Source organism: Cryobacterium sp. TMT2-17-1 (assembly GCF_004402765.1).
In the GTDB taxonomy this organism is placed as follows: Bacteria; Actinomycetota; Actinomycetes; order Actinomycetales; family Microbacteriaceae; genus Cryobacterium; species Cryobacterium sandaracinum.
Window position 1 is genome coordinate 17,672 of the sequence record NZ_SOGC01000008.1, and the last position, 25,941, is coordinate 43,612.

Consider the following 25,941-nt stretch of genomic DNA (forward strand, 5'->3'; position numbering starts at 1 on the left):
CGGAGGAGTTCAACAGGGAGGGACATCCAGATCGATCCTCACGAGGACCTTGTCGCTCTCCACGATCGAGCGTTGTGGGCCGCTCATTGCCCGAGTTCGTATCCGATGAGCCAGTGCAGTCCATGACGGTCGATGACTTGGCCATCCGAAGCACCCCAAGGCTTTGGGGCAAGGTAGTCAACGATCTGGCCGTCCATCGCGAGTTTGTCAAACCACTCGTGGAGAATTTCCGGTTCGGCGGCGCCCAGCAATGAGAGCTTGACGCCATCAAGCCGAACACTTTTTTCACCTGCGGCTGCATCGGATCCCATCAATACAACTACGCCCTCGAGCACTCCGTGAGCTATGTTGTGGGGCGGGCCGTCGCTGCGACCGAAATCCTCGTAGGTATGCAGGGTGAGCTCTCCGCTGAAAACATCCGCGTAGAAGCGGAGCGCTTCGCGCGCTGTACCGGGGAAAGTGACATAGATCTGCGGCGCCATCATATGCAAAGCATACAGATCGACCTACCACCGATCGCTAGAACGCTGTGAGGGTTCGTTGTCTGATCGAGCTGGTGATCGTCGATTCGCTGAAGTAGGACATCCCTTGGCCGCGGTCGCGCCCTGGCGTTGGTGCACGTCATCAAGATCGGCGACGGTGTACCGTCCTCTACGGTTACGGTATCGGCTATTCACTGGCAACGGTCGCGCCATGATGCGATGGTACTGTCAGCTCGCCCGAGCGACACAGCCGCAACGATGGTGTCAGTCGGAAAACGAGAGAGGCACACCACTCAGGCCAAAATTCGTGCACGACACCCACTTCAAGATCAGCGGCGACCCGACATGATCCGTGGAGACTCGTTACGGCGCATGTACGCCGGCGGGCGCCCGAACCGGTGGGCGCGTTTCCTGAACCGAATAAGCGCGATGGTGTTCTCGCTCGGTATCGTTGGCCACGGCGCGGTAAGCCTCGAGACCGTCAATCCGAAGTCGCACACCCTGCTCACCCTGCCGCTCGTGGTGGCCCGCTACGAAGGTTGTGAGTACGTGGTTTCGATGCTGGGCCAGGGCTCGCGGTGGGTGCGCAATGTGCGGGCCGCGAATGGGAGCGCCGTCATCCACGCGGGGCGCAGGCGACCGGTGCTACTTGAAGAGGTTCGCGCGGATGCCCGCGCACCGATTACCAAGTCATACCTGGCGCAAGCACCCGGCGCCCGACCGCACATTCCGGTCGATCAGTCGGAGCCAGTCCAAGCATTCGAAACCATAGCAGCCGACTTCCCGGTATTCATGATCCGGGATGTCCAGTAAGGCGCAACGGGCACCACTGGTGGTCGCGCACTATCCCGCTGAACCGTGGCTCACTGTTTGCGTAAGCGTTCCTTGACCCCGTGTTCGACGAGAACGGGAACAAAGTCACGTATCGGGCGGCCGGAGAAGTTCTGATGCTCCTCGCGGACAGCTCTTTCAACGCTCGACCGTGGCACATTTGGGAATCGTTTCGTGAGTCGATCCACCACTTTTTCGACGGCCTGCAATTCATCGTTGAGGTTCACAGTCTCCAGTGTGGCACCGTCGGGAGCTGCCTATCAAGGCGTTGCTGTCACCGAAAGTTGCGCACTCTGCCCATCGCTTTCGTCAGCGACCAGCACGAAATGGGAATTACGCATCTCCCGGTCGAGGGTGCACGATGAAGTCATGGGATCTTCACAAGATGCGCCTTGAGTTCGGGCCTTGCGTCCATCGCGATCAAGCCGGGACGAGCGAATACCGGGCCGAGACTTGATGGGGTCCGACGGTTGCCGCTGCCGCGCCGGCCTTCATTGGCAGCGTGGTTGGGCGCGCAATTGACGGGATAGACGACAGCCTGATCTCGCCAACCCGATCGCCACGGCCTTCCTAGTTTTTCTTCTCCTGACGTGCCCGCCGATTCTGATCACACTCTTCATGCAAGATCATCGCCGTGCTCGCACTCCTCGGCATCATCCCAGCAATGGTCAACATCTCTGGTACTCGGCGTCGTTCGAGTTATTCCCGGGCAGGAGCTATGACGAGACGGACCTGAAGACGTCGATGCGCCACAAGCCGGTCGCGCGGGTCACCCTGGCGAAGCACGCATCCGTGGCCACCGAGGACTACTCATCCCTGTTCCGGTCCGACACGAACCGCGCTCCCTACACCCAGGCACCCCTCAGCACGTCGCAAACAAACGCTCTGATAACCCTCGACCGACAGCTCCGCGTGGGTCCTGGCCGCATCCTTGCTCAAGCGGTTGTCGATCTCCTCGTGCCGATGCCACTCTCGTGGGTGCTCCTTGCGACCCTCGATGCGCACCGCCTCATCAAGCGGGCGGTCTTCGAGCCATTCCCAGACCCTCAGCAGTCAATGATCCTCGACGGTTCCCGATCCCTGTCACCGCTGCGAAACAAGGTGAGAGGTTGCGATCGGCTCCCTGGCTGTCCCCGTGGCCTCGACCCCGGATGACAGCACGGGTCCGCCGCACACCGCGGTATGCGGCGGACCCCCGACTTGCCGGTGCTGTCCCGCAGGTGGTTCTAATGTACGTCCGTCGGTTCTGGTTGCCCCGGTACTTCATCCGAAGTCGAGTGCCGTCCGGGTTGAGACGGATCGCTCGTGGTCGCGCCGCGCGCACCCGGTCTTCGTCCCATTCGGCGTCGGACGGGTCCGCGGTCAGATTCTCGTGCGCGACGCCTCCGGAGCCGGGTTCGTCATTCCGGTCAGGTTCAGGCGGCGGCAGCATAGGCGCTCTCGATCACCGATCCCCAGTACGGCACGAACATGGTGTTCGCGACGTTGTTGTAGCCGAGACTGTTGACCGAGTTCTGATAGCCGGCCGAACCGCTGCCGATGAACCGCGGGCGGCCGGATGTTCCACCGGTCATGTCGCAGGGGGATGCCCTGCGATTCGGACTGGGCGTATGGGGAGTCCGTGGCGGTGCCGGAGCAGGACTGCAGGGTGTTGCCGGTGAACGGTGCCGCTGCCGGGTAGCCGAAGGCCGAGTAGGTGAACCCTCTGCCGTCATTGAAGGCCACGCCCGATGCGCCGCGACAGAATCGACACCAGGCAGGTGGGCACCGGCACCGTCCACAACGACGCATCCGATACGCTCTGGCTCGACGGGGAGACGAACGGCCCTGCGTGAGTCACGATTTCCCGACCGTGCAGATTTCTCTGAACCGTCGCCGTACGGGGCGCCGTCAGCCGCCGCCGACGTGGATTCCGGGTCGGCGTGCCGGATCAGCTTCGCTCTGGCGAAGGATTTCGCGCACGACGGGTGCGGTATCTCCTTGGCCGAGGAGGAGGTAGCGCAGGAGGTGCCCTAGGGGGTTGCCCTCTGACCATTCAAAGTAAGCGTGAGGTCGCACTCCGGATGCGTCGCGCAATGCCAAGAGGATGGCGGCGATGGCGTTCGGAGCCGCGGGGCTCTGGGCTCGAAGCACCCGAAGCCCGTTGACTTCTTCACCGCGAACATGGAGCGTCTCGCTGAAACTAGACGGATCCACCACCTCGATCTCCAGGAACAGCACGTCAGCGCGACCCGGCACGGGATTCATCCCCCGCTGCGCCGTCTCCTTTCCGGCATAGTCGGTCTGTTTGCCCGGCTTCGGCTTGTTCGCAATCAGGTTCAACGCGCCATCGAAGACGAGCGAGTCGGTGATGAAGCGCCGCGCGTGTTCGTCCAGTTCGACCGTTTCCACCCGCAGTTCGGTGGTGCGTGAAACTCGGGATACGAGTGAAACGACGATGATGCCCAGAATGAAGAACGCAGAAATGGCTATGCCGTCTGGCTTCTCCAAGATGTTCTCGCCCAGGGCGTACAAGAGGATCAAGGTCAGAATGGTGAATGCGACACTGGCTCGGCGCTGGTGGCGTCGGATCGCCGAGATCGTGACGGCGACGGCTCCGGACACCATCATCGCCAGAATGCCGGTGGCGTAGGCGCCCGCCTGCGCGTTTACGTTGGCGTTGAAGCCAATCGTGATCAGGATACTGATGCCGGTGTAGACGAGAACCACGGGGCGCACGGCGCGGCTCCACTCGGGGGCCATGCCGTATGACGGCAGGTAGCGCGGGACAATGTTGATCAGGCCGGCCATCGCGGACGCCCCCGCAAACCACAGGATGAGGATGCTGCTCACGTCGTAGACGGTGCCGAAGGTGTTTCCGACGAGTTCGTGGGCCAGGTAGGCCAGTGCGCGGCCGCTCGCTTCGCCACCGTCTTCGAAAGCTTCCTCGGGGATGAGGAGGGTGGTGACGAAGGTGCTCGAGAGGAGGTAGGCGCTCATGATGAGGGCCGCCGCGGTCAGGAGCTTGCGGGTGTTGCGGATGCGTGAAGCCAGGCGCTCCTCGGTGGTTTTCCCTGCCGAGGCAACCAGGGGCATCATGCTCACCCCGGTCTCGAATCCGGACAGACCCAACACGAGCAGCGGGAAAGCGATGATGGCGGGACCGAGAAGATCACCGAACCCCCCGCCGCGGGAGGTGAGGGCGTCGGCCCATCCGGCGAGAGCGGCTGGTTCCGTGAACACGTCGTAGAGGCCGACGCCGATGACGACGGCGTTTAGGGTGAGATACACCGCCACCAGCGGGATGGCGACCGCCACGGCTTCGCTGAAACCGAGAAGGAAGACGCCGCCGAGGGTGAGGAGCAGGACGATCGTGATCGTCACGGCATGCCCCTCGAGGAAGCTGGGCGCATATGGGTTCTCAAGAAGGTGGACCGTGGCATCCGCCGATGACAGGGTGATCGTGATGATCCAGGACGTTGCGACGAAGCCCAGAAGTACCAGCACGAAGAACTTGCCCTTCCAGAACGGGAGGAGCCGCTCGAGCATCGCCACCGAACCCTGGCCGTGCGGGCTCTCCTTCGCCACCCGCCGGTACATCGGCAACATCCCCAGCAGAGTCAGTGCAACGATCAGCAGGGTCGCTAACGGCGCCAGTGCTCCGGCAGCCAGCACGGCGATGCTCGGCAGGTACGACAACGTCGAGAAGTAGTCGACGCCCGTCAGACACATGACCATCCACCAGGGATGCTTCGTCACCGTGTCTTCGTGGCTCTCCGGTCCGACGGGCTGCACACGGTTCCGAAGCAGCCACCGCACAAGGCTGCCCGCTGGCGCTCTCGAACGGACGGGGCTGGCAACGCTCGCCGGGATGACCGGAACGTCCAATGAATCCACTGTGATCTTCCATCCCGCCCGCGCCGGTCAATAGAGGGTGCGAGCAGATCTATCGAATGCGAACAACACCTCTATTGTGAGCCACACACGAGCGAGCGCCGCACGCTCAGGGCAAAGATCTGAGCTCGAAGTGCTGTCGGCCTCGAGCGCGGGTCACAGCCACTTTTTTTCTCGAAGACCACGTACCGGGCAACGCCAAGGAAGACCATCTTTCCGAGTGCGATCGGGTATCCGAAAGTCCAGTGCAGTTCGGGCATGAAGTCGAAGTTCATGCCGTAGACCGTGCCGACGAGGGCTGGGGCGAAGAGGATGGCCGCCCAGGAGGAAATCTTCTTGACCTGTTCGTTCTGAACGAGGCTCGTCTCAGACATGTGGCGCATTTCGTCATTCTGCCGTTGATTCACCAGGGTGGGGTGCACGGTCAGTGCGTTTTGAAGGATGGCGCGGAATGAGTCCGCTCGATCGACGACGCGGATAGCGTGGTCCAAGACGTCGCGGAAGGAACGTTGGAGCTCCAGTTCGACCTGGTATTTTTCCGAGCCGCGGAGGAGCGCTTGGAGCATCCCGATAAGGAGGGGTGCACCGCGCGCTGGAACTCGATAACTTCCCGGGAGAGGTCATAGATGCGTCGGGAGACGCTGGGGTCGCCGTCAAAGAGTTGGTTTCCGATTTCGTCGATATCGTTCTCGAGTCCGGCGATGACGGGTGCATACTCATCGACTACCTCGTCAAGGATGGAGTACAGCACGGCTTGTGGACCCTTCGCGATAAGCGGGAGATTCGCCTCGAGGCTGTGCCTGACCCGGCTGAGGGTCATCGATTCGGCGTGGCGAACGGTGACAACAAAGTCCTCGCCGATGAAGAGGTGAAGCTCACCGAATTCCACCTCTTCCTTCTCGTCGATGTATCGTGCGGGGCGCAAGACGAGGAACAACGTGGATCCGTACCGCTCGAGCATGGCTCGTTGATGGCCGGTCAGGGCGTCTTCGACGGCCAGCGGGTGGAGATCGAATTCGCTGGCAACCGACCGTATCTCGGTGGCGTCCGGTCTGTAGAGTCCGATCCACGCCATGCCAGCGTTCTCGCGGAGGGCCTGGTACGTTTTCTCACGGCTGCGGGGGCTCTCCGCGCGGTGTCCGGCTAAGTAGATGCCGTTGTCAATCAATGCCATGGTCGTGACCCACCGTTCAGTCGTGCGAGAAAGTGTGCGAGCAGAGCCCAAAGACGGCGTGCAATCAGGGCGTCGATCAGGATGGGACGGGAGAGCACCGCACGTGAGTGCGGGTCAGGATCCTAGATTTAGTCGTTGCGTTTGAGAAAACAACAGCGTGGAGAAGCCCACGATAAACGCTACCGAACTGAAGAAGCCTCCGATCTCGCTAAACCCGGGGTAGGGCACGTTTTGGCCGTAGAAGCCGGTGACGGCCGTCGATATGGCGATGATGGCAGTCCCGTCACCTTCTTGGTGATCACGTTGAGCCGGTTTCCCTGGAGGGCCAGATTCGCTTCGAGGATACTCGTGGCGAGGTCGCGCAGGCTCTCCGTCCATTTCATAGCGCGCAGTACATGGTCGTAGACATCCTGACAGTAAGGACCCATCTCGTCGGCCACAAGGTGAAGGTCGCGACGGAGGAGCGTGTTCACCACTTCGCGCATCGGTAGGATCACCCGCCGAAGCGTTACCAGGCTCTTCCGGAGCGCGAAAGAATTCCGTTGCAGGGCTTCCTGGTCGGCCGAGGGCACGAATAGCTGGTTCTGGAGCTCTTCGATCTCCTCGTCGAGGGCGTCTACCGCCTCGAAGTACCCGTCGACAAGTTAGTCCAACAGTCCGTGCAACAGGAAGGCGACACCATGCTTCGCCAAGTCCGGGAAAGAGTCCCATCTGGCAACCACATTGTCCAAATCGATGCTCTCCTCCTAGTGCACGGTAACCAGTGCACGGGCCGTGATGAAGGCGGCAATCTCGTCGGTGGTAACCGCTTTTAAGGCCGGATCGAAGCCGACAGCGCAAGCAGACAAAAACGAGTGATCGGGATAGTGATCGAGCTTCGGCCGCTGACGCAGTTTCGTGGCGTCTTCGACGGCCAACTCGTGCAAACCCAGCTCCTCGGTGAGTAATGCGAGGTCGGCACCATCCGGGGTACAGAAGTCCACCAAACCATGGAGTTGGGCAACTCAAGATGTTCGGACACATCGGCCAGCGCAAAGTTCTCGTCGATGAGGACATCATCACGGTAACAGCGGGTACGAGGAGTGGGAACAGCATAGTCAACCATGTACACCCGTGATCTTCTGGGATCCCGTTTCGCGATTCACGAAGGTGCATTGGGCGACTATCCCTCTCCAAACGGCATGGTCTTCGCACTGTTACGCCTCTGGCATGCGCAAGAACCCAGTCCCTGATGGCCAGACAGATCCCCACCAACCCCCGGCTGGATTTTAGGACGCGAGTCCCGCTATAGGCGGCCCGGGCTTGGCTAATTCGACGCGCGGCCGGACTAGTGTTCGGTCCAGCAGCCCAGGATGGCAGTAGCTACTTGATAGGAAAACGCGGTGCGGGTGACGCCATGCGGCCCGATCCTATCCGTCAACTTTCTGGCGTCAACTTGTAACGTCATGTTGTCTTTGAGGAAGACGACCACGCCGCCTGTGGTTTCGTAAGCAGGCAATCCGAGATTCACGAGTCCTTCAATGGGTTGGACTGGGGCAAGGTTTCCTTGCATTGTGTCGAAGTAGCTGCGGGCAGACGCTGCGTCCGAGGATTCCTGCACCGAGATCACGAATTCTCCATCAGTCAGATGGTATGTGCAGGTGTATTGGCGATTGATCCAGCTGTCGACGGAGTGTGGCGGGGCGGCGAGAGTTAGCGCACGTGTGATGTTGTCGCGTGTTTCGGTGCCACAAATCATCTGTGATGCTGCGGACGGTCCTGCCTCCGCGCTGCCTGCCGAGCTCGACTGCGGAGTCGGGGAGGCCGACGTGCCTGGCATGGACATTCCGGGGGCCATTGTGTTCACGGCGCCGGAGGAGGTGGTGGCGCATCCAACCAGCAAAGCCGTGGAAGCCACCGCGATCGCAAGCAGCCAGTCGGGCCTGTTGACACGCGTCTTTGTCCTGCTACGCCGCATGGCTGGACACCAAGCTGGCGTAGACAACAACATTATCTGGGTACGTACGAGTGGTTTCGTTGAACTCTCCACCGCAGGTGATCAGCCGTAATCCCGCATGATCGGTGTTGCCGTAGACGGCGAACTGCGGAAAATCATCTTTCGGGTATTCCTCCACTCCGTCGACCACGAATACCGCCACTGTCGCATCGGCTCGGGTAACCAAAATCTCGTCGCCGGGACGCATCTCGCCAAGTCGGTAAAACACCGCGCGCCCCTGCACCCTGGAGTCGACGTGACCCAGGATGACGGAAGGTCCGATCGCGCCGGGGGTGGGCGAACCGGTGTACCAGCCGGCCGGAGAGGCCTCGTCCAACGACGGCGTCTGCACCGTGCCATCAGGATTCTGTCCCAATTGCATCAGGACAGAGTCCACTTCAATCGCGGGGACATTGATCTGAGTGGGCTCGGAGTCGGTCAAGGTCGGGCCGACAACCTGGTCAACCCGCGGAGTCGGCGGATCTGAGATGGGCTCCGGTGAGGGTGTAACGGAGACGGACTCCTGCGATGGGGCTGATACGGCAGCCGAGGCAGGCGGCCGTGGAGGAGGAGGGTTGCCCCACAGGGCGAAGCCGATCGCCGCACAGCCGACGGTGAAGAGCAGAACCGCCGCCGCGGTAGCCAGACGGCTACCGCGACGACGCTTTTCAGCCGGGATAATCACCGGGGATCAAACCGATCTCAGCCTCGTGCGGCAAGACGCCGACGAATCATCACCGCGCCACCTGCAGCGGTCAGGGCCCCGGCACCGAGGGCGAGAAGGCCCATGTCAGCACCGCTCGAAGTGCTGCCACCACCGGTTTCCACGCCACCGTCAGGCATGTTCGCCTGCGACGCGCTCAGGGCGCCACACAGAGCCGGCGACGTTGCTGCCAAGGGCAGACTCGGAACCAAGTCACTCTTTGCGTCCTGTGCTGCTTTCGTCAACGTGGCCGGGTCTAGCCCGTGGACCACCACAACCGCCGTGCCTGCCTCCAGCGAGGCCGCGGTGGCGGCATCCAGAGTGAAGGTTCGGTTGTAGTCGTAGTTTGCACCCATCCCGGCAAGCGTTAGATCAGTTCCGGCCGCCGGACTCGTGTCGCCGCTCGTGGACAACGTTGTGCCAATCTCTCCGTAGGACGGCTGACCTTCGGTCGTGCTGATCACACCATCTCCATCGGTGTCAGCTGCCGTGGTGGGACATTCCCCCTTCGCACCGATGTGGATGTGCTGTACGTGCGGGTACGGCTTACCGTCGAAGGTCTCGGCCAGACCCTTGACGGTCTGGGTGACTGTGGCCTGATCACCGGAAACCTCAACGGAGATGGTGCCGCTGCCGTTGCTGCCGTTGATCGCATCCAGCGTCCCCTGGTAGGACGCGTCACCAGTGGCTGCAAAGGCTGGACCACTCGTCAATACGGCGACACCTAAAGCAAACGCGGGCACAAAAAACACTGCTGTTTTCTTATTCATCAAAGTCCCTTACTAGGAGGTAGTTTCGAAAACATATCGGAGCGAAAACATAAAAGAGTATTCTTCAGTTGAGTTTGTGCGTACAGGCCTTATATGTCAAGAGTGGCCCTGGCCCTGGTGGCCGACAACTCACAGGACACACTGGTTACTCTGGAAAGAACACGTCGAGAGTTCACTTTTGAGCAAGCAGACGAGGCCGTGAAGCTGATCATCACCACCGGCAAAACGGTCGCGACCGTCACCCGAGAGCGGAGTCAACGAGGCAACCCTGGGCCGCATGGTGACCGCGTTCAAGGCACTCAACGAAACCCGATGGGCCGAAGTAATGGAGTCTGAAGGGGCCGAGCTGCAGCGGCTACGGCAAAAAGACGCGGATCTGAAGATGGACAGGGCGTGCTTGAAAAAAGCGTCGACCTTCTTCCACCAGGAAGCATCGAATACGAGGTCCAGGCGTCTGAATCGATTGGCGTAATAGAGATCAATTTCACCATCACCCGCATGGTCCGCCTCGTCGACATCGGCCGTCCGCCATCGCCGGCGTCGATTGGGGGTGGAAATCATTTCCCGAAGAACTGTCGCCACGACCAGGAAACGCCTAACGATGGCGAGATCTGTCCGAAGAAATAGAAGACCTCCACCACCGCCACCACCCTTGGCCGAGACTTCTGTCGCGGCACCGCCGCCGGCGCCACTCCTCGATCGGGCCTGTCACTCCAGTGGACTTCGAGTTGCCAGAGCTAATCGGACCTTCAAAGGTCGACCCGGGTGCTCGCTGGCAGAGCGTCATGAAGCCAGTCTCTAAGCGCCAATTACGTCGCTGCATCACAACATCGCTCGCGGAGCGGATGCCCTACTTAGCTCATATCCTTCGTCATCGGTGAGGCACACCTGCTCGCCAACACCCACCTCAAAATGCTCCGCATGCTCACAAACGTCGACATGGACACCGGATCGCACATCGCGATACGCCTTATCGGGCAGCACACACTTCGGCGTCGGTGAGCTCAAACTCGCGGTGCTCCCAGCGCCAGACCGAAACATCTCCACCCGGGACAATGATCGGGATGAACGCAGCCGATACGACCGATTACATCCGCAGCACCTTGAAGCTGCCGGCCAGTCCAACCCACACTTCGCCAACGACACCATCCACGCCGTCACGCCATCCACCTCGCACCGGAAACTTCCGACAAGGCTTTAACAAACCCGGTCGACGTCACCGACGGTGACCCCGCCACCGTCAAACAACGCGACGGGCGACACGAACGAGCGGGCGTAGGTCTTTGGAAATGTCACTGAGTCGTGGTGGCAGACGGTCGGTTTTTCACAAAAAGGATCGTGAAAATCAGAGCGGCCAGAGCGGTACCAGCGAGGAGAATTAGTCCGATCGCATAGCTGTTTTCCGCAGCGTTGTAGGTGGCCCCCATCACCAGTGGCGGGAAGTATCCGCCTAACCCACCGGCAGCGCTGACGATGCCACTCACCGCCCCCACTCTGGCGGGCGGTGCGCTCCTCCCGATCCAGGCGAACACTCCCCCAGCACCGAGACCGAGTGCAGACGCCATCGCGACAAAGGTGAGGCCGGCGGGGATCTCGCCATCGGGACGGAGGTTCACCACCCAAGCGAGAACGGCCACCGCCGCCAGCGACCCGATTACCACTGGCTTCGGACCGATGCGGTCGGCAAGAATTCCGCCGATGGGGCGGAGAATAACGGCGGCAACCGCAAACCCAGCCGTTCGTGTCCCCGCGGCAGTGAGGTCGAAATCGTATATCTGGCGGAGATACGTGGGCAGGTAGGTGGAAAAAGCGACGAATCCGCCGAAGACCAGCGCATAGAGAAAACTCATCTGCCACGTCAAGCTGAGCCGCGCCGCCGCGGTGAGCTTGGGAAGGAATGGATCAGTGCTGGCCGTGAATCCGGGGGCCTCTGCCATAAGTGTCCATACGCATATTGCGGTGACGAGGAGGAGCGTCGCGATGATGAGGTGAGTTGGAACGTATCCGAGCCATTCCACCAAACGTGGAGTGAAGAAGGCCGACACTGCGGTGCCGCCCATCCCTGCCCCGAAGACGCCGGTTGCAAAGCCTCGGCGGGATGGTTGGTACCACTGGCTCACGAATGGAATTCCCACGGCGAACACGGTTCCGGCTACGCCGAGCAACAGCGCTGCCACGACCAGGAAGGCAAATGCGTTGAGGGTTCCGGCAAGCGCGACGAGCAAGAGGGCGGGGACGGATGCAAGCAGTACCAGTGTGAATAGGAGGCGTCCGCCGAATCGGTCGGTGAGCACGCCCACTGGAATGCGGCCGATCGATCCGACGAGTATGGGCATCGCCACGAGTACAGACGTCTGGGCCGACGAGAGATTCATCGACTCGGTATAGCGGATGCCGAGCGGCGAGACACTCGTCCACGCCCAGAAGCACACGACGGAGGTGAGAGTCGCGAGGGTGAGGTTCACACCCTTGCTGTGGTGTGCCTTCTGCCGTGCAGTCATTTTCGAGCCCATCGGTGTGCCCATTACCCGCACCTCCGATCAGCGTTTGTCCCGGGTGCGATCCTGGGTTCCGATGGGCGCCCACCCGCGGCGCACCGGCCGAATCTGCCCGGGCTCTTGATCTCTGGACCGGTAGACGATGTAGGGCCGGAACAGGTAGTGCAGAGGTGCGGTGAAGGCGTGCACCAGCCGGGTGAAGGGCCACACGACGAACAAAATCATGCCCACGAGGGTGTGAATGTGGAAGGAGAACGGAGCTGCGGCCATGGCCGCGATATCTGGTTGCAGAATGAAAAGCGAACGAAACCAGGGCGACACGGTTTCACGGTAGTTGTGGCCATGCTCGCCGCTGAAAACGCTAGCGAGGGTGGTCCAGAGCCCCAGGACGATCGCGGCGGTCAACACGATGTACATCATCTTGTCGTTGGTGGTCGTGGCCATGAAGACCGGCCCGGTTTTGCGGCGCCGATAGATCAGGATCACAATGCCACCGAGAGTGCAGACCCCCGCAACGCCGCCGACCAGCAGAGCGTTGAGGTGATAGAAGTCCTGGCTCATCCCGAAAAAGAGTGTCCAGGACATCGGGATCACCAGGCCGAAGAAATGCCCGGCGATGACGGCGAGGAACCCGAAATGAAATATTGGCGATCCAATGCGCAGGAGCCGGGATTCGTAGAGCTGGGACGAGCGGGTGGTCCAACCGAATTGGTCGTAACGGTAGCGCCAGATAGTTCCACTGATCAGGATCGCCACCATCACATAGGGGAGAATTCCCCAGAGCAGCACGTCCCACATCACGAGCTCGCGTTCAAAGGAAGCAGGCGCGGGTCGTACGGTTCAAGTCCGACACTTTCGGCGGGGGGGCCGACGCCGGCCATGGCTTGCACGGCCTGCCGGTCGGCGGGCGAGGGGCCTGGAAGTGTGGCGCAAATGCCGTCCATCACGGTGGCGTACGGCGACCCGTGCTCCGTGAGTGAAAGCCGGAGCATTTCGACGCTGGGCCGGTACTGGATGAGCAGGTCCCGGCCTGCTACTGGGCTGGCCACAGCCGCGAACTCGAGCACCAGCGGCAAGAAGTCGGGCAACTCACCGTGCGTATTGGTCAGATAGTCGCTCCCCCGGTACACCTGCTTGAACGCAGCCAGCACGTCGCCCCTGCGCCGGGTGTCGCCATCCGTCCAATAGGACAGGTAGAGCGGATGATGCTTACTGAGGTCGAACGTCTCAACGTAGGAGCGCTGGAGGGTGCCGATCGCGGTGTTCTCAAGGTACGCGATGACCGCGGTGAGATCAGGTGCTGCCGGGCCCTGTTCGGCCAGTGCGGACCGCATCAACTCGCACCTTCCCACGAGTTGAGCGTCCGGATACGACAGGCACCACGAGGCAGCCTGGTAGAAGACCCGCAGCGCCAGGCTATGAGCTGCAGCCCGGTCACGCCTCACAGCGCACCGCCATCCGTCGGTGGGCGCAAATCAGCCGGTGACGGCGGTGCAGCGCGCGGCTGGTCGCGTTTCTCGGAGAAAGAACCCACGGGGCTTCCGTTGCCGTCCCAGTTGAGGAGGTTTACGCGGCCCCGGAGCGACTGCTCGCCGGCGGGAGTGTCGGAAGTCTGCCGATCTTTGAGCGCGTAGAAGTTCTCCACGGCGACGGGCGTCGGTCGACCACTCGCCTCCCCGAACGGCGAGTCTTCGTACATGCCCGGCCCGCCCTCGAAATCGACCGAGCAGCCCATCTCCTCCAGGTCATGCGCCTGCTCGACGTGCGCCTTGGGGATAACGTAGCGCTCGTCGTACTTTGCGATCGCCATCAGCCTGTACATTTCATACATGTTGCCTGGCGTCATCCCCACAGCCGCGGGGATCGACGGGTCAGGTTTTTGTCCCATCGTGATGCCGCGCATGTAGGCGCGCATCGCCGCGAGTTTGCGCAAAACCTCGGTGATCTTGTCGGTGTCGCCAGCGGTAAAAAGTTCGGCGAGGTACTCGACGGGAATGCGCAGCGCGTCGATGGCGCCAAAGAGGTTGCCGTTGTCTTCGGCATCGTGGCCCTGTTCGCTCAGGAGATCGACAATGGGAGACAGCGGGGGCACATACCAGACCATGGGCATCGTGCGATACTCCGGGTGCAGCGGTAACGCCACCTTGTACACCTTCGCGAGAGCGTACACGGGCGATTTCCGTGCGGCGTCCAGCCAATCGCTGGGAATGCCTTGGTCGAGGGCGGCAGCGGCCACTTCGGGGTCGTTCGGGTCGAGGAGCACGTCCATCTGCGATTCGTACAGGTCGGTGACATCCGTCACCGCTGCGGCGTCGGTGACGCGGTCGGCGTCATAGAGGAACAAGCCGAGATAGCGGAGGCGCCCGACACACGTTTCGGAGCAGACTGTGGGGAGGCCAATTTCCACCCGCGGATAACAGAAGGTGCACTTCTCGGCTTTGCCGGTTTTGTGGTTGAAGTAGATCTTCTTGTACGGGCAGCCGGTGATGCACTGGCGCCAGCCGCGGCACTTGTCCTGATCGACGAGCACAATGCCGTCTTCCACGCGCTTGTAGATGGCACCGGATGGACACGATGCCATGCAGGAAGGGTTGAGGCAGTGCTCACAGATCCGCGGAAGGTAGAACATAAAAGTTTGTTCAAAGGCGAACTTAATCTTGTCCTCCGACTCCCTCCGCACCTTCTCCACGATGGGGTCAAGGTGACCCATCTCAGGGGCGCCGCCGAGGTCGTCGTCCCAGTTCGCTGACCAACTGATTTTGGTGTCCTCGCCCGTGATCAAGGATTTCGGGCGGGCCACTGGGAAGTCGTCTCCCAGCGGTGCGTCGATCAGTGTTTTATAGTCATAGGTCCAGGGCTCGTAATAATCCTTCAACTCGGGCTGCACGGGGCTTGCGAAGATTCCGAAAAGCTTCTTCAGGCGTCCGCCCCCCTTCAGCACAAGTCGGCCCTTCTTGTTTAGCTGCCAACCGCCCTTCCACTGTTCCTGGTCCTCGTAGCGTCGCGGGTACCCCTGCCCCGGCCGGGTTTCCACGTTGTTGAACCAGACATATTCGGTTCCGGCGCGATTCGTCCACGCCTGTTTGCAGGTCACCGAGCAGGTGTGGCACCCGATGCATTTGTCGAGGTTCATCACCATGCCCATTTGAGCCATCACGCGCATCAGTACCGCACCTCCTGGGAACGCTTTCGGATTGTGGTGACCATGTCACGCTGGTTCCCGGTTGGGCCCAGATAGTTGAAGGCGTACGACAGCTGCGCATACCCGCCAATTAGGTGGGTGGGTTTGACGAGCAGGCGGGTGGGCGAGTTGTGAATTCCGCCCCGGCGGCCCGTCGCCTCCGACTTGGGTACATCGATCGTGCGCTCTTGCGCGTGGTAAACGTAAACGACTCCCGCGGGCATCCGATGGCTGACCACGGCGCGGCACACGTACACGCCGTTGAAGTTGACACACTCGATCCAGTCATTGTCAGAGACCGAGATGGCCGCCGCATCCATGGGGCTAATCCAAGCCGTCGGTCCTCCCCTCGATAGAGACAGCATAAAAAGGTTGTCCTGATATTCTGAGTGGATCGACCACTTCGAGTGTGGAGTCAGATAGCGCACTGTGATCTCGGTTGTTCCGTTCGGGCCAAACCGAGGTTCGCCAAACAGGCGCTGCATATCCAGCGGTGGTCGGTAAATCGGGAGGGCCTCCCCGAGGTCGCGCATCCAGTCGTGGTCGAGGAAGAAGTGCATCCGGCCGGTGAGGGTGTGCCAGGGTTTCAGCCGCTCGACGTTGATCGTGAACGGGGAATACCGACGCCCACCAGTCTCCGACCCGGACCACTCAGGCGAAGTGATGACAGGGACGGGCCCCGCTTGCGTCTGCGCAAAGGTCACCCGCTTCTCTTCGGATCCCTCGGCAAGGTCGACGAGCTTCATGCCGGTCTGCTCTTCCAGTTCGCGAAACCCCTGCACGGCCAGTTCGCCATTGGTGGTGCCGGAAAAGCTCAGGATGGCCTGGGCGAACTTCGCATCGGTATCGATGGCCGGGCGGCCGTTCCCCGCACCACCGAGCATCACCCCGTTGCTTCGGGCGAGCCGCTCGATCTCGTGCCCCATCCGATAGGTGATGTTCTTCACGGTGAAACCGCGTTCCTCCGCGAGGGGTCCAACCGTGGCTAGCTTCTCCGCGATAGCGGTGTAGTCCCGTTCGACGATCGAGAAGACAGGCATATTTTGACCGGGGACCGCCGGTATATCGGTGTTCCGCCAGTCGCGCACCACTCCACCCGGCTGCGCTATCTCCCCCGGCGTATCGTGTTGCAGCGGCACACTGACCAGGTCCCGTCGGGTGCCGAGGTGCGTCACCGCCTGCCGGGAAAACTCCTCGGCGAGCAGTCGAAACGTGTCAAAGTCGGTTTTCGCCTCCCACGGTGGGTCGATTGCGGGGCTGAAGGCGTGCACGAAGGGGTGCATGTCGGTAGAGGAAAGGTCGTGTTTTTCGTACCAAGTTGCAGCCGGAAAGACGATGTCCGACAACAGTGTGGTTGACGTCATCCGGAAATCAGCTGAGACGAGCAGGTCCAGTTTTCCTTCCGGAGCCTCGTCGTGCCATTTCACATCACGCGGTCGGGCAGCGTTCATGTGGTCGGCACCCATCACGTTGTTGTGAGTGCCGAGAAGGTTGCGCAAAAAGTACTCGTTGCCCTTGGCAGATGAGCCGAAAAGGTTGGAGCGCCAGAGCACCAGGGTGCGCGGCCAATTTTCGGGAGCGTCGATATCGTCGATGGCGGGGGTCAGCCGCCTGCTTTTGAGGGCATCGGCGATCCAGGTGGGGGCGTCGGGCGCCTCCCCCGCATCCACCGCCGCTTGCGCCTCATCGGCGAGGTCAAGCGGGTTGCGGTCGAACTGAGGGTAGAACGGCATCCAACCGAGCCTGTTCGACTGCGCGATCGTGTCCGCGGTGTGCATACCGTCGAAGTGCCCATCAGCGAGAGGGGACTTGAGCGAGTCGGCCGAGTACCCATCTGAGCGCCATTGGTCGGTGTGCATGTACCAATACCCGGTACCGATCATGGTGCGCGGCGGTCGACTCCAGTCCAGAGCGTTAGCGAGAGAAATCCATCCCGTGATCGGACGGGTTTTCTCTTGGCCGACGTAATGCGCCCATCCGCCGCCGTTTCGCCCCATGCATCCGGTGAGCATCACGAGCGAGAGAACCGCACGGTAGGTGGCGTCACCGTGGAACCACTGGCAGATACCGGCCCCCATAATGATCATGGACCGCCCCTTCGATTCCTCAGCGTTGCGGGCAAATTCTCGCGCCACCCGGATGCACGCGGCGGCCGGCACGCTCGTGATCTCCTCCTGCCAGGCCGGCGTGTACGGCGTCGACGCGTCGTCGTAGTCGGTCGCCCAGTCGCCCGGCAGTCCTGGACGCCCAACCCCGTATTGAGCGAGCATCAGGTCGAACACCGTGGTTACCAGGTGCCCGGCCACTCGCCGGACGGGAACGCCGCGAGTCACGATCGACCCCTCCCCGGAGGGTGCCTCGAAGCAGGGCATCCGGATCTCAGCGGTCTCCGGGGGCTGGCCTGAGACGGACTCATCGAGAAGGCTCAACGCCGGGTCGACACCCTCGAGGTCGAGGTTCCACTTGCCCTTACCCGCTTCACCGTACCGGTAGCCGATGGAACCATTGGGCACCACGGGAGCGCCAGTGGCTGAGTCAAGCAAGACCGTTTTAAACGCAGCATCCGGAATATGCGCCTTGTCGGGCAAGTCAGCCGCCATCAAAAATTTCGTGGGCACCAGCCCACCGCCAGCGTGCTCCTCGAGCCGGACAAGGAAGGGCAGATCTGTGTAGCGGCGCACATAGCCGCTGAAATAGGGCACCTGCCGGTCGACGAAGAATTCCTTGAGCATCACGTGCCCCATCGCCATCGCAAGCGCCGCGTCAGTGCCGGCCTGGGCGGGCAGCCACTCGTCGGCGAACTTCGTATTGTCGGCATAGTCGGGGCTGATCGCGACCACCTTTGTGCCGCGATACCGCACCTCCGCCATAAAGTGCGCGTCAGGCGTGCGCGTCACGGGAACGTTTGATCCCCACATCATCAGATAGGTGGAATCCCACCAGTCACCTGATTCAGGCACGTCTGTCTGGTCGCCGAACACCTGCGGAGAGGCCACGGGAAGGTCGGCATACCAGTCGTAAAAAGACGTCATCACCCCGCCGATGAGCTGGATGAACCGGTTACCCGCCGCGTGCGACACCATAGACATGGCCGGGATCGGGGAGAACCCGGAACACCGATCCGGACCGTACTTCTTGATCGTGTGGACGTGGGCGGCGGCGGCGATTTCGATCGCCTCCTGCCACGGAATCCGGACGAGCCCGCCCTTCCCTCGCGCTTGCTGGTAGCAACGACGTCGTTCAGGGTCGTCCACAACGTCGGCCCAAGCGAGCACGGGGTCCTGGAGACGAACCTTCGCCTCACGGTACATTTCGACGAGAACTCCACGGGCGTACGGATACCGCACCCGCGTGGGTGAGTAGGTGTACCAACTGAACGCCGCACCACGGGGGCACCCCCGCGGCTCGTACTCCGGACTGTCGGGGCCCACCGACGGGTAATCCGTCTGCTGCGACTCCCAAGTGATAATGCCGTCCCGAACGTAAACCTTCCACGAACACGACCCCGTGCAGTTCACCCCGTGGGTGGAACGCACCACCTTGTCATGGCTCCACCGGTCGCGGTAGAACACATCGCCCTTGCGCCCGCCTTCACGGAACACTGCGCGCCCATCATCTGTTTGGTCCCACCGAGTGAAAAAACGGCCTAGCGCCAACATGGTGTCCGACGCTTTTCCGTCCAAACCGGCAGGCACTGGAGCAGCTGCCATGGGGAGATTCTATATATCGCCCTTGCAGTCCGCTAGTAGTGCCCGTGAACGCGGATGGTCAACACCTAACACGAGACTGTCATCCTGGGAAACAGGGTTGAACCGGGTTTCTCAAAAACACCTCACTTCTTAATCCAGGACGCCATGGATAGTAGAGCTAAGTGTTCGCACTGACGTCGGTTGAGAAGACGTACTTCAGCAGCGTCCGCAAGGAAGTGCGCCGTGCGTGGAGGGCTGCGGCTCGCCAGGCAATTCGTTTCGGCGTCCGACGGTTTTAAGCTGCCCCTTCCGCGGAGCGGTGATGGTGACACGGTTTGCCTCTGTGCTCATCAGCTCAGCATTCTCCCAGCGAACCCCTATTGTCTCTGTAGCACATTTCGTATTGCCTCCAACGAACCGCCCCGATTAAGAGGAGAGACCATGCCCTTCATCACCGCCCCGGATCACAACGGTCCCGACGTCGAACTGCACTACGAAGACGTCGGAGCCGGTAAGCCCGTCGTACTGATCCACGGTTGGCCCCTGAGTAGTAGGTCCTGGGAGGGGCAGGTACCCGCACTGGTCGAGGCCGGCTACCGGGTCATCACTTTTGACCGTCGCGGGTTCGGCCAGTCGTCACAGCCTTGGGATGGGTACGACTACAACACGTTCGCCGCCGACCTGAAGGCCGTGATCGATACCCTCGATCTGCGGGAGGTCACCCTCGTCGGATTCTCGATGGGCGGTGGAGAGCTCGCTCGATACGTCAGTACCTATGGCACCGCCCGCATCGCCAAGCTCGTCTTCGCCAGCGCCGTGCCGCCTTACCTCTGGAAATCGGATGACAACCCTGACGGGGGCGTCGACGCCGATTTGGCTCAATGGTTCCACGACGGCTTGACCGGAGACCGGCCGGCGTTCCTGCACGAATTTTTGCAGATGTTCTTCACCGCCGGCAAGCCGTCCCCGGTCAACACTCCAAAGGTTAGCTCCGAGCAGATTGCCTATAATCTCGACATCGCTCAACTGGCATCGCCGAAGGGGACGCTCGACTGCGTAACCGCATTCTCCACTACCGACTTCCGCGACGACCTTACGAAAATCACGGTGCCGACTCTGGTCATCCACGGTGACTCCGACACCATCGTGCCATTCGAGGTGAGTGGCAAACGTACTCACGAGGCCATTGCCGGCAGCAAACTCGTCGTGATCACAGACGCCCCGCACGGGGTCACCGTTTCGCACAAGGACGAATGGAACCAGCACGTACTCGCATTCCTCGCGAAATAGCCAACCGCGTAAGGACCTCGCCGACGGGGTTACGTACCCTTTAAGCAGGATTATTTCGCCTTGTGATAGGTCGTAGCCATGCATGAATAGCCCGACACTAAAGTCTTGTCCCGGGCTTTCTTATCCGCGTCCTTCCGAGCCAGAGCGGCCGCGTCGGCCTCCAATGCAGCGCGCGCCTCGGCAAGTTTCACCAGGCGGGACTCCCGCCGCGCGAGCTCCGGCGGCAACTCATCGCCGCGTTTGTCTTTCCCGAACCGCGCATTCTCGGCAACGCCGATCGCGTCCGCGTCAGCCAGCAGCGCGGAGACTTCAGCGGCGAGGACCTTCTGCTTCTCTGTCAACCGACCGTGACTCATCGCCTTGCGCAGGGACGCGTTCGCGCACACCTTCGTGCCGTCCAACGCGACCTGCCCGAGCGATACCATCCCGGCAGTGCGGCCGAGTTCCAACGCCTGCAAGAACACGTTCCCCAAGCTGGAGAGGTGGCGTTTCCGGAACTGGGCAATGGAACGAAAATCTGGGGCCTGCTGCGCGGCCAACCAGCGAAACGCGACCATATCCACGCGGACCCGTGCCAGCTCCCGCGATGACCGGATCCCGACGCAATACCCGTAGAGCAGGACACGCACCATCAGCCGGGGGTCATACGGCGGCTGTCCCTTCGACTTTGCATACGACGCGTAAACCTTCGTCAGGTCGAGCTGGGTTTCGACGATATCCGCGATGAAGGGAGAGAGGTGATTCTGCGGCAACCACTCAACCAGCGATGTGGCACCAACATCACCGCGGCCGGCTCGAACACTCAAAACCGTTTATTCACATTCGCGCCAGCCTCAACACCGTCATCCACGACCAGGTCAACATGCTCAAGCTTCGTCGCGGGAAACAGACCATCCGAATCGCTCACAAGTAGTTTTCCAGACCCCATACCAAAGCCCGGGAACGCGACCGGCGTTTTAAACACTGCTACGACTGGCCCACGCTCCTAAGGCTTGTCGCTGACCCGTTGCCGAGTCCGGGGACTCCCCCGCGCTACCCCGACTGCTCGCCGAACTGAAGGTTTCCGTGTTGCCTTCCAAGGATGCCCAGACCGGGTCCGCGCGGACAAGGCGTACCCGTGCCGGGTCATCTGCACCCAACTATGCAACCGCAGCATCCCTCGCGGTCACCAAGCCCGACGACCAGATTGGACACGCGTTGTGCCGAGGATCCCGCGGCAGGCGCCCGCCACGATTGGACAACGATTATTGCGCCACCCCTGTGGCGCTGCGCGCGCTTCCCGTATAGGTCACCGCGGTGGCGTTGGTCGTCTCTACGCTTCGGTCAGACGGTGTCGGCGCAGAACCGCCCATGTTCCGCGTCGCTGGCCGCGCTGAGCCCGCAGTCAGAGCCATTGCCGTCACCCGCGCAGAGGTTGTGCGGCCAGCACCCAGCTGGCCGCACAACTCCTCGGTTCAGTGGATGGTGATGTTGCCGCCCCTGAGGGCCACCGGCGTCGAACCCGTGGTGAAGACCACGGTACCGGAGGGGTTCTTGATCACGACCTTGATCGTGTCGCCCTTTTTCCCCCCTGAGGCCCCGTTGTCCACGACCGACACCTGGAAGGTGTAGCCCGCGGTGCCGTTCCACTTCCCGCCGCCGGTCCACGTCGCCGTGTTCCCTGAGACGACCAGGCTGATCGCGGTGTTGCCGTGGAACTTGGCCTTGTCGGCCTTGGCGCGCAACTGGAACTGTCCCATGAAGCCGGTGGCTTCGGGGATCACGTTGAACCCGAATGACGTACGGCCCGTCGAGATGGATGTCCAACCGCCACCGGTCACCTTGGCCCCGGTGGCCTGGACGGTAACCAGCGTGTCGGCAGCAGTCGCAGATCCCAGGTAGTAGTCGTTGCCAGCGAACTCGGCCTTGACCGCGTACACGCTCGAGGCGAGCGGCACGGTGATGCTGGCCACTCCGCTGGCGTTGGTCGTCGCGGAGAACGTCTGCGTCACCATGTTCGAGTCGGTCACGGTAAAGACGACCGTCTTGTTCGACAGGTCACCGAGATGCGAATCGTCATGACACCGAGGCTGCTCCGCCTACGACGCCTAGTGAGCGGAGAGGTCAGCCGCTTCCCCGAACTGGCCCAAGCCCTATTCGAAAACGGTCCCCAACGATCGATCCAATCATTGGCCATCGTCATCTCCAAGCTCGTACAGCGCGGACTCCTGAGCACACCGAGCCCAGCAGTAGCAGCCACGACCCTGAATTGGCTGGTACTCGCCGCGCTGGTCAACGAAGCCATGCTCCTGGGCGACGAGGCCCTCCCGACGACCACCGCAATGAGGGCCCATGCAGCGGAGGCCACGCGCGTATTTCTCACCGCCTACGCCAGCGATTCCGGTCTCGACGATCTGCGCTGAGACTGACGAGGAAGACTGGGAACACGCACGACCGGCCACAATGCGCCAACGCGATACCGCCGCTTAGCTTTGCGACTCACACACTTGTTCGGGGGTCTGTCGGACTGGTCTCCCGGCTGCTAGACAAAACCCGTATGGATGGGCGCCTGGGCGAATTGACGTGGGGCAACATGGGGCATGGTCCTAGAGACTGGAACCCGCCGGGATATTGGGACGCACCGAGGGCCGCCACATCGTCGATGAGCAGCTCGTCGAGGATGTCAGCGCGGGTGTGGGTGGCGCCCTTCCGTGGGTTCGCGCCGACGCTCCCGATCATGGCTTGGATGACGTCGCCGCCCTCTTCATTGACCTTCGCGATCCGCCCAGCGTCCGGCGGTATAGGCCGCGCCGACACCTGCAAATACCTCTCCCGCGGGCGGAAGGGCGAACGAACCGATGCTCGTGATCGTTCCCGCGACACCATCGGCGAGAGCCCACCTGTCGTCTGAGCTGACGTCGCCGTCCAACATCCCGTTGACGCCGGTAGCCATGTTGAGAACGCCCACACCGACCCCGAGAACCGAGAACACCGAAGCCCTTGCCGATCCGCGCTATCCCGGCGAGATGCTGAACAGATACTGCAGCTCGTGCACCCAGAAACCGATGTCATCCACATTCGGGGACGCCGGCGTCGCGGGTAACGAAGACGTGGGGGTCATCGTTTCGGTATCGGTCATGTTCATCCTCTCCCGTGGAAAGTCGTACGGTCACGCATTCATTGCGATGTGGACATATGGCGGACGCCGCGAAGTATCGACGAGATGACGTCCCTCGTCGCTGGCGGGTACCAGTCCCCGGCGATGATCGACAGCAGACCCGTCTCTCCACGGTACGTGCCGTTGTTACGCAGCAGGTCGATGACCGCCCCGATTCGGGGATCCGACACCGTTGCTGGCAGGGTCCGCGCCCGCGCCAGAACGGACTTGCGCTCGAGGAACACAGACTCGTCAGCGATCTCGAGTCGATCACGTCCGGTCGGATAGCCGCCGGTTTCGCGTACGACCCCGCGCTCGACGAGTGCCACATAGAGGTGGGGCACCACGGCGACAGTCACCGGCTGAAGCACCTTGTAGGCGAATGGGGGTCGTCGCCGAGCAGATACCGCTGCAAGGGCGTCATCCAACATGGCGGACCCGGTCGGCGAGTCGTCGACGACCACGAGGCGGGCGTTGTCAGCGGGCTCGGTTAGAAATCCGGCCTTCGGGTCTGTCAGGATGCGTCCTTCGAGCGCGAGTTCGATCAAAGCGCCGGCGCCCGGCATGATCTGGTCGGGTTCGAGCTGTCCCGGCCTCTGCTGGAGCATCAGCTGGACGTCTTCGGCGATGCTCGGCATCGACGTGGTGGCGTCTGTCATGGTCCTATTCTTTCAGGCCGACGGGGCAAGGTCACCATGGCCACGCATCCTCGACGAAGTCGCCTACTGCTTCGGCGCCATCAGAGACGGCATTTCCGACGTCCGATGCGACATCGGATACGACCCCCGCCGTCGCCTGTCCGAAGTCGCCGATCTTGTCGATCTCCCGATTTGCCGAATCGGGGAGGAGTCCCCAGCGGGAATGTCGCTGCTCAAGGTCGATGAGCTGCTGACTCTTTCTCCGACGGACGGCCGAGGCTCATGGTTTGGCCCGGCGCCGGTAGATCGTGGGGCCCGTGTCTCCGAACTCCTGGAGGGAGTTCGATAGATCGAGGAGGTTCTCCAGCGACAGGCTGAGCCGGTCGAGTTTTTGTCACGACGAGCGGATCGCCGGTCCGGTTCGCTGAGCGAGCGCCTTGTGGCCTTGCCCACGGTTAGTGGATACGGGGTTACGCAGCTTTAGCGAAGACCGCGTTCTGGTTTGAGTATTGCAGTTCGAAGTCGACGGGGCTGATCTGGCCGAGGGATGTGTGCCGGCGGCGCCGGTTGTAGCGGTCTTCGATCCAGGCGCCGACTTCCCGGGATACCTTGTTGTTGCTGGGCTAGACGCGTCGGTGGTAGAACTCGGTCTGGAGCGTGGCGAAGAAACTTTCCGCCATCGCGTTATCCCAGCAGACCCCGGTATAGCCCATCGACCGGGTGATGCGGTGCGCTTTAGCGAACGCGGTGATCTGCGCTGACGCGTATTTGGTGCCGCAATCGGAAAGAAAGATCACCTGCTCGGGCCGCTCACCGCAGAGCGCCATGGCCATGACCAGGGCGTCCTGGATGAGGTCGGTTCGCATGTGGTCGGCGATGGCCCAGCCGATCACGCGGCGCGAGTGCGCGTCGATCACGGTGGCTAAATACAGCCACCCTTCCCAGGTCCTCAGGTGGGTGATATCGCCCACCAGACCTGGTTCAGAGCCCCGGTATCCCACTGCCGTTTGACGGCGTCGACCGGATAGGCGTCCTCGGTTTGGCTGACCGTGGTGGTGCGCCAGCGTTTGGGGCTGATGCTCACCAACCCAGGCGGCGCATGGTGCTGGCCACGGTCGCGCGCTGAGTTGCCCCTAACGTGGCGACAGCTTGCGAAGGGCACCGGCCTTATGCGCGGCTTCGGCATCCGTTTTCTCAGATTTCACGATAAATGCAGGGTCATCTTTCGAGGCGTGGAACGTTTTGCCCGCGAAGTCAAAATCGCTCGTCTTCTTCTCGATTACCTCCCCCTGAGTTCGCCCCTGAGACGTCGCCCAACTGACCCGGTCGCCTGTGCTGAAGTCTGTCATCCTTGAAGCATACGGACGGAGACGGACCTGGGCTAGAGGGGTGGGCTGAGTGTCATGTTCCTGTCTGTTCTAAGGAATGATCGTGCCCGCGTAATTCGTTTTCCACGCTTGATTTGCCACGCGCTCGTGACGGCCCTCGGTTACGTCCCCGTGAGTGGTGTGGTTTCCCGCTCTTGAGTGTTGCTTCGTCAACGTGAAGAGCCACCGTGGGATGGTCAGTGAGTGCCGATCAAAGAACTCACAAAGGACACCACACGATGGCTCTAGACCAGTCTGCCCTGCTTGACCTGCTGGGAGAACTCAAACTCACCGATGTCACCGACCGAATCCGCGTCGCGACCGAAACTCTCTA

22 protein-coding genes and 3 pseudogenes are annotated in these 25,941 nt (G+C 61.7%); 4 read left to right on the forward strand and 21 right to left on the reverse strand.

Going from position 1 to position 25,941, the window contains the following annotated elements; translation table 11 throughout:
* Positions 1-83: 83 nt before the first annotated feature.
* Positions 84-485, reverse strand: coding sequence for a VOC family protein (locus tag E3O47_RS01290; protein WP_134419354.1), 402 nt, complete (start codon positions 483-485; stop codon positions 84-86).
* Positions 486-911: 426 nt separating this feature from the next.
* Here E3O47_RS01290 and E3O47_RS01295 point away from each other — a divergent pair, with 426 nt between their 5' ends.
* Positions 912-1,295 (forward strand): nitroreductase family deazaflavin-dependent oxidoreductase, encoded by a 384-nt coding sequence (locus E3O47_RS01295; RefSeq protein ID WP_198418009.1) that lies wholly within the window; start codon positions 912-914, stop codon positions 1,293-1,295.
* Between the two features lie 50 nt (positions 1,296-1,345).
* Here the strand turns inward: E3O47_RS01295 and E3O47_RS01300 are convergent, their stop codons facing one another.
* The 8 genes and pseudogenes from E3O47_RS01300 to E3O47_RS01330 form a co-directional block, all read right to left on the reverse strand.
* On the reverse strand, positions 1,346-1,540 hold the full coding sequence (locus tag E3O47_RS01300; protein WP_134343049.1) for a hypothetical protein: 195 nt from the start codon (positions 1,538-1,540) through the stop codon (positions 1,346-1,348).
* A gap of 1,188 nt (positions 1,541-2,728) precedes the next feature.
* Positions 2,729-3,050: pseudogene (locus E3O47_RS16355) on the reverse strand (hypothetical protein); the annotation flags it as partial.
* 153 nt (positions 3,051-3,203) lie between these two features.
* The gene (locus E3O47_RS01305; RefSeq protein ID WP_241986045.1) at positions 3,204-5,051 is read right to left on the reverse strand and encodes an amino acid transporter; all 1,848 of its coding nucleotides are present in this window, start codon (positions 5,049-5,051) and stop codon (positions 3,204-3,206) included.
* A 305-nt stretch (positions 5,052-5,356) separates the two neighbouring features.
* Positions 5,357-6,360: pseudogene (locus tag E3O47_RS01310) on the reverse strand (magnesium and cobalt transport protein CorA); the annotation flags it as partial.
* Between the two features lie 179 nt (positions 6,361-6,539).
* Positions 6,540-7,343 (reverse strand): annotated as a pseudogene (locus E3O47_RS16360) (magnesium transporter CorA family protein).
* A gap of 344 nt (positions 7,344-7,687) precedes the next feature.
* Positions 7,688-8,098 carry a hypothetical protein gene (locus E3O47_RS01320; RefSeq protein WP_134419357.1) on the reverse strand — a complete coding sequence of 137 codons (411 nt, stop codon included), beginning with the start codon at positions 8,096-8,098 and terminating at the stop codon, positions 7,688-7,690.
* Positions 8,099-8,306: 208 nt separating this feature from the next.
* Positions 8,307-8,777 carry a class F sortase gene (locus E3O47_RS01325; RefSeq protein ID WP_166785893.1) on the reverse strand — a complete coding sequence of 157 codons (471 nt, stop codon included), beginning with the start codon at positions 8,775-8,777 and terminating at the stop codon, positions 8,307-8,309.
* A 260-nt stretch (positions 8,778-9,037) separates the two neighbouring features.
* Entirely contained in the window at positions 9,038-9,808 is a 771-nt protein-coding gene (locus E3O47_RS01330) for a hypothetical protein (protein ID WP_104101847.1), read from the reverse strand.
* A gap of 393 nt (positions 9,809-10,201) precedes the next feature.
* Between E3O47_RS01330 and E3O47_RS01335 the strand changes: the two genes are divergently transcribed.
* Positions 10,202-10,435 (forward strand): hypothetical protein, encoded by a 234-nt coding sequence (locus tag E3O47_RS01335; protein ID WP_134419358.1) that lies wholly within the window; start codon positions 10,202-10,204, stop codon positions 10,433-10,435.
* A 665-nt stretch (positions 10,436-11,100) separates the two neighbouring features.
* Here E3O47_RS01335 and E3O47_RS01340 read toward each other — a convergent pair.
* From E3O47_RS01340 to E3O47_RS01360, 5 genes are read right to left on the reverse strand one after another with little or no spacing between them, the layout of a single operon-like run.
* Entirely contained in the window at positions 11,101-12,321 is a 1,221-nt protein-coding gene (locus tag E3O47_RS01340; RefSeq protein WP_134419364.1) for an MFS transporter, read from the reverse strand.
* Between the two features lie 27 nt (positions 12,322-12,348).
* Positions 12,349-13,104 carry a respiratory nitrate reductase subunit gamma gene (narI, locus tag E3O47_RS01345; RefSeq protein WP_104101842.1) on the reverse strand — a complete coding sequence of 252 codons (756 nt, stop codon included), beginning with the start codon at positions 13,102-13,104 and terminating at the stop codon, positions 12,349-12,351.
* Positions 13,104-13,751, reverse strand: a complete 648-nt coding sequence (narJ, locus tag E3O47_RS01350; RefSeq protein WP_347232574.1) for a nitrate reductase molybdenum cofactor assembly chaperone — start codon at positions 13,749-13,751, stop codon at positions 13,104-13,106. The genes narI and narJ overlap by 1 nt, the downstream gene beginning before the upstream one ends.
* Positions 13,748-15,469 (reverse strand): nitrate reductase subunit beta, encoded by a 1,722-nt coding sequence (narH, locus tag E3O47_RS01355; RefSeq protein ID WP_104101839.1) that lies wholly within the window; start codon positions 15,467-15,469, stop codon positions 13,748-13,750. The genes narJ and narH overlap by 4 nt, the downstream gene beginning before the upstream one ends.
* On the reverse strand, positions 15,469-19,197 hold the full coding sequence (locus E3O47_RS01360; protein ID WP_104101837.1) for a nitrate reductase subunit alpha: 3,729 nt from the start codon (positions 19,195-19,197) through the stop codon (positions 15,469-15,471). The genes narH and E3O47_RS01360 overlap by 1 nt, the downstream gene beginning before the upstream one ends.
* Before the next feature lie 420 nt (positions 19,198-19,617).
* Here E3O47_RS01360 and E3O47_RS01365 point away from each other — a divergent pair, with 420 nt between their 5' ends.
* Positions 19,618-20,466 carry an alpha/beta hydrolase gene (locus tag E3O47_RS01365; RefSeq protein ID WP_104101834.1) on the forward strand — a complete coding sequence of 283 codons (849 nt, stop codon included), beginning with the start codon at positions 19,618-19,620 and terminating at the stop codon, positions 20,464-20,466.
* A 50-nt stretch (positions 20,467-20,516) separates the two neighbouring features.
* Here E3O47_RS01365 and E3O47_RS01370 read toward each other — a convergent pair whose 3' ends face one another.
* On the reverse strand, positions 20,517-21,218 hold the full coding sequence (locus E3O47_RS01370) for a transposase (RefSeq protein ID WP_134419359.1): 702 nt from the start codon (positions 21,216-21,218) through the stop codon (positions 20,517-20,519).
* Between the two features lie 702 nt (positions 21,219-21,920).
* Positions 21,921-22,475, reverse strand: coding sequence for a post-COAP-1 domain-containing protein (locus tag E3O47_RS01375; protein WP_134419360.1), 555 nt, complete (start codon positions 22,473-22,475; stop codon positions 21,921-21,923).
* Between the two features lie 36 nt (positions 22,476-22,511).
* Between E3O47_RS01375 and E3O47_RS01380 the strand changes: the two genes are divergently transcribed.
* Positions 22,512-22,868: a TetR/AcrR family transcriptional regulator C-terminal domain-containing protein gene (locus E3O47_RS01380; RefSeq protein ID WP_134419362.1), complete on the forward strand. Its 357-nt coding sequence runs from the start codon at positions 22,512-22,514 to the stop codon at positions 22,866-22,868.
* A 590-nt stretch (positions 22,869-23,458) separates the two neighbouring features.
* Here E3O47_RS01380 and E3O47_RS16745 read toward each other — a convergent pair.
* From E3O47_RS16745 to E3O47_RS01395, 5 genes are all read right to left on the reverse strand, one after another.
* Positions 23,459-23,584: a hypothetical protein gene (locus E3O47_RS16745; RefSeq protein WP_255570936.1), complete on the reverse strand. Its 126-nt coding sequence runs from the start codon at positions 23,582-23,584 to the stop codon at positions 23,459-23,461.
* Between the two features lie 38 nt (positions 23,585-23,622).
* Complete coding sequence (locus tag E3O47_RS01385) at positions 23,623-24,261, reverse strand: GPP34 family phosphoprotein (RefSeq protein ID WP_134419363.1); 639 nt, start codon at positions 24,259-24,261, stop codon at positions 23,623-23,625.
* 602 nt (positions 24,262-24,863) lie between these two features.
* Positions 24,864-25,211, reverse strand: a complete 348-nt coding sequence (locus tag E3O47_RS01390; RefSeq protein ID WP_166785303.1) for a DDE-type integrase/transposase/recombinase — start codon at positions 25,209-25,211, stop codon at positions 24,864-24,866.
* Entirely contained in the window at positions 25,190-25,324 is a 135-nt protein-coding gene (locus E3O47_RS16750) for a hypothetical protein (RefSeq protein ID WP_255570364.1), read from the reverse strand. Before E3O47_RS16750 ends, E3O47_RS01390 begins: the two co-directional genes overlap by 22 nt.
* Before the next feature lie 49 nt (positions 25,325-25,373).
* A complete protein-coding gene (locus E3O47_RS01395; RefSeq protein ID WP_104101798.1) occupies positions 25,374-25,589 on the reverse strand; it encodes a DUF2945 domain-containing protein in 216 nt (71 codons plus the stop codon).
* Positions 25,590-25,941: the final 352 nt, after the last annotated feature.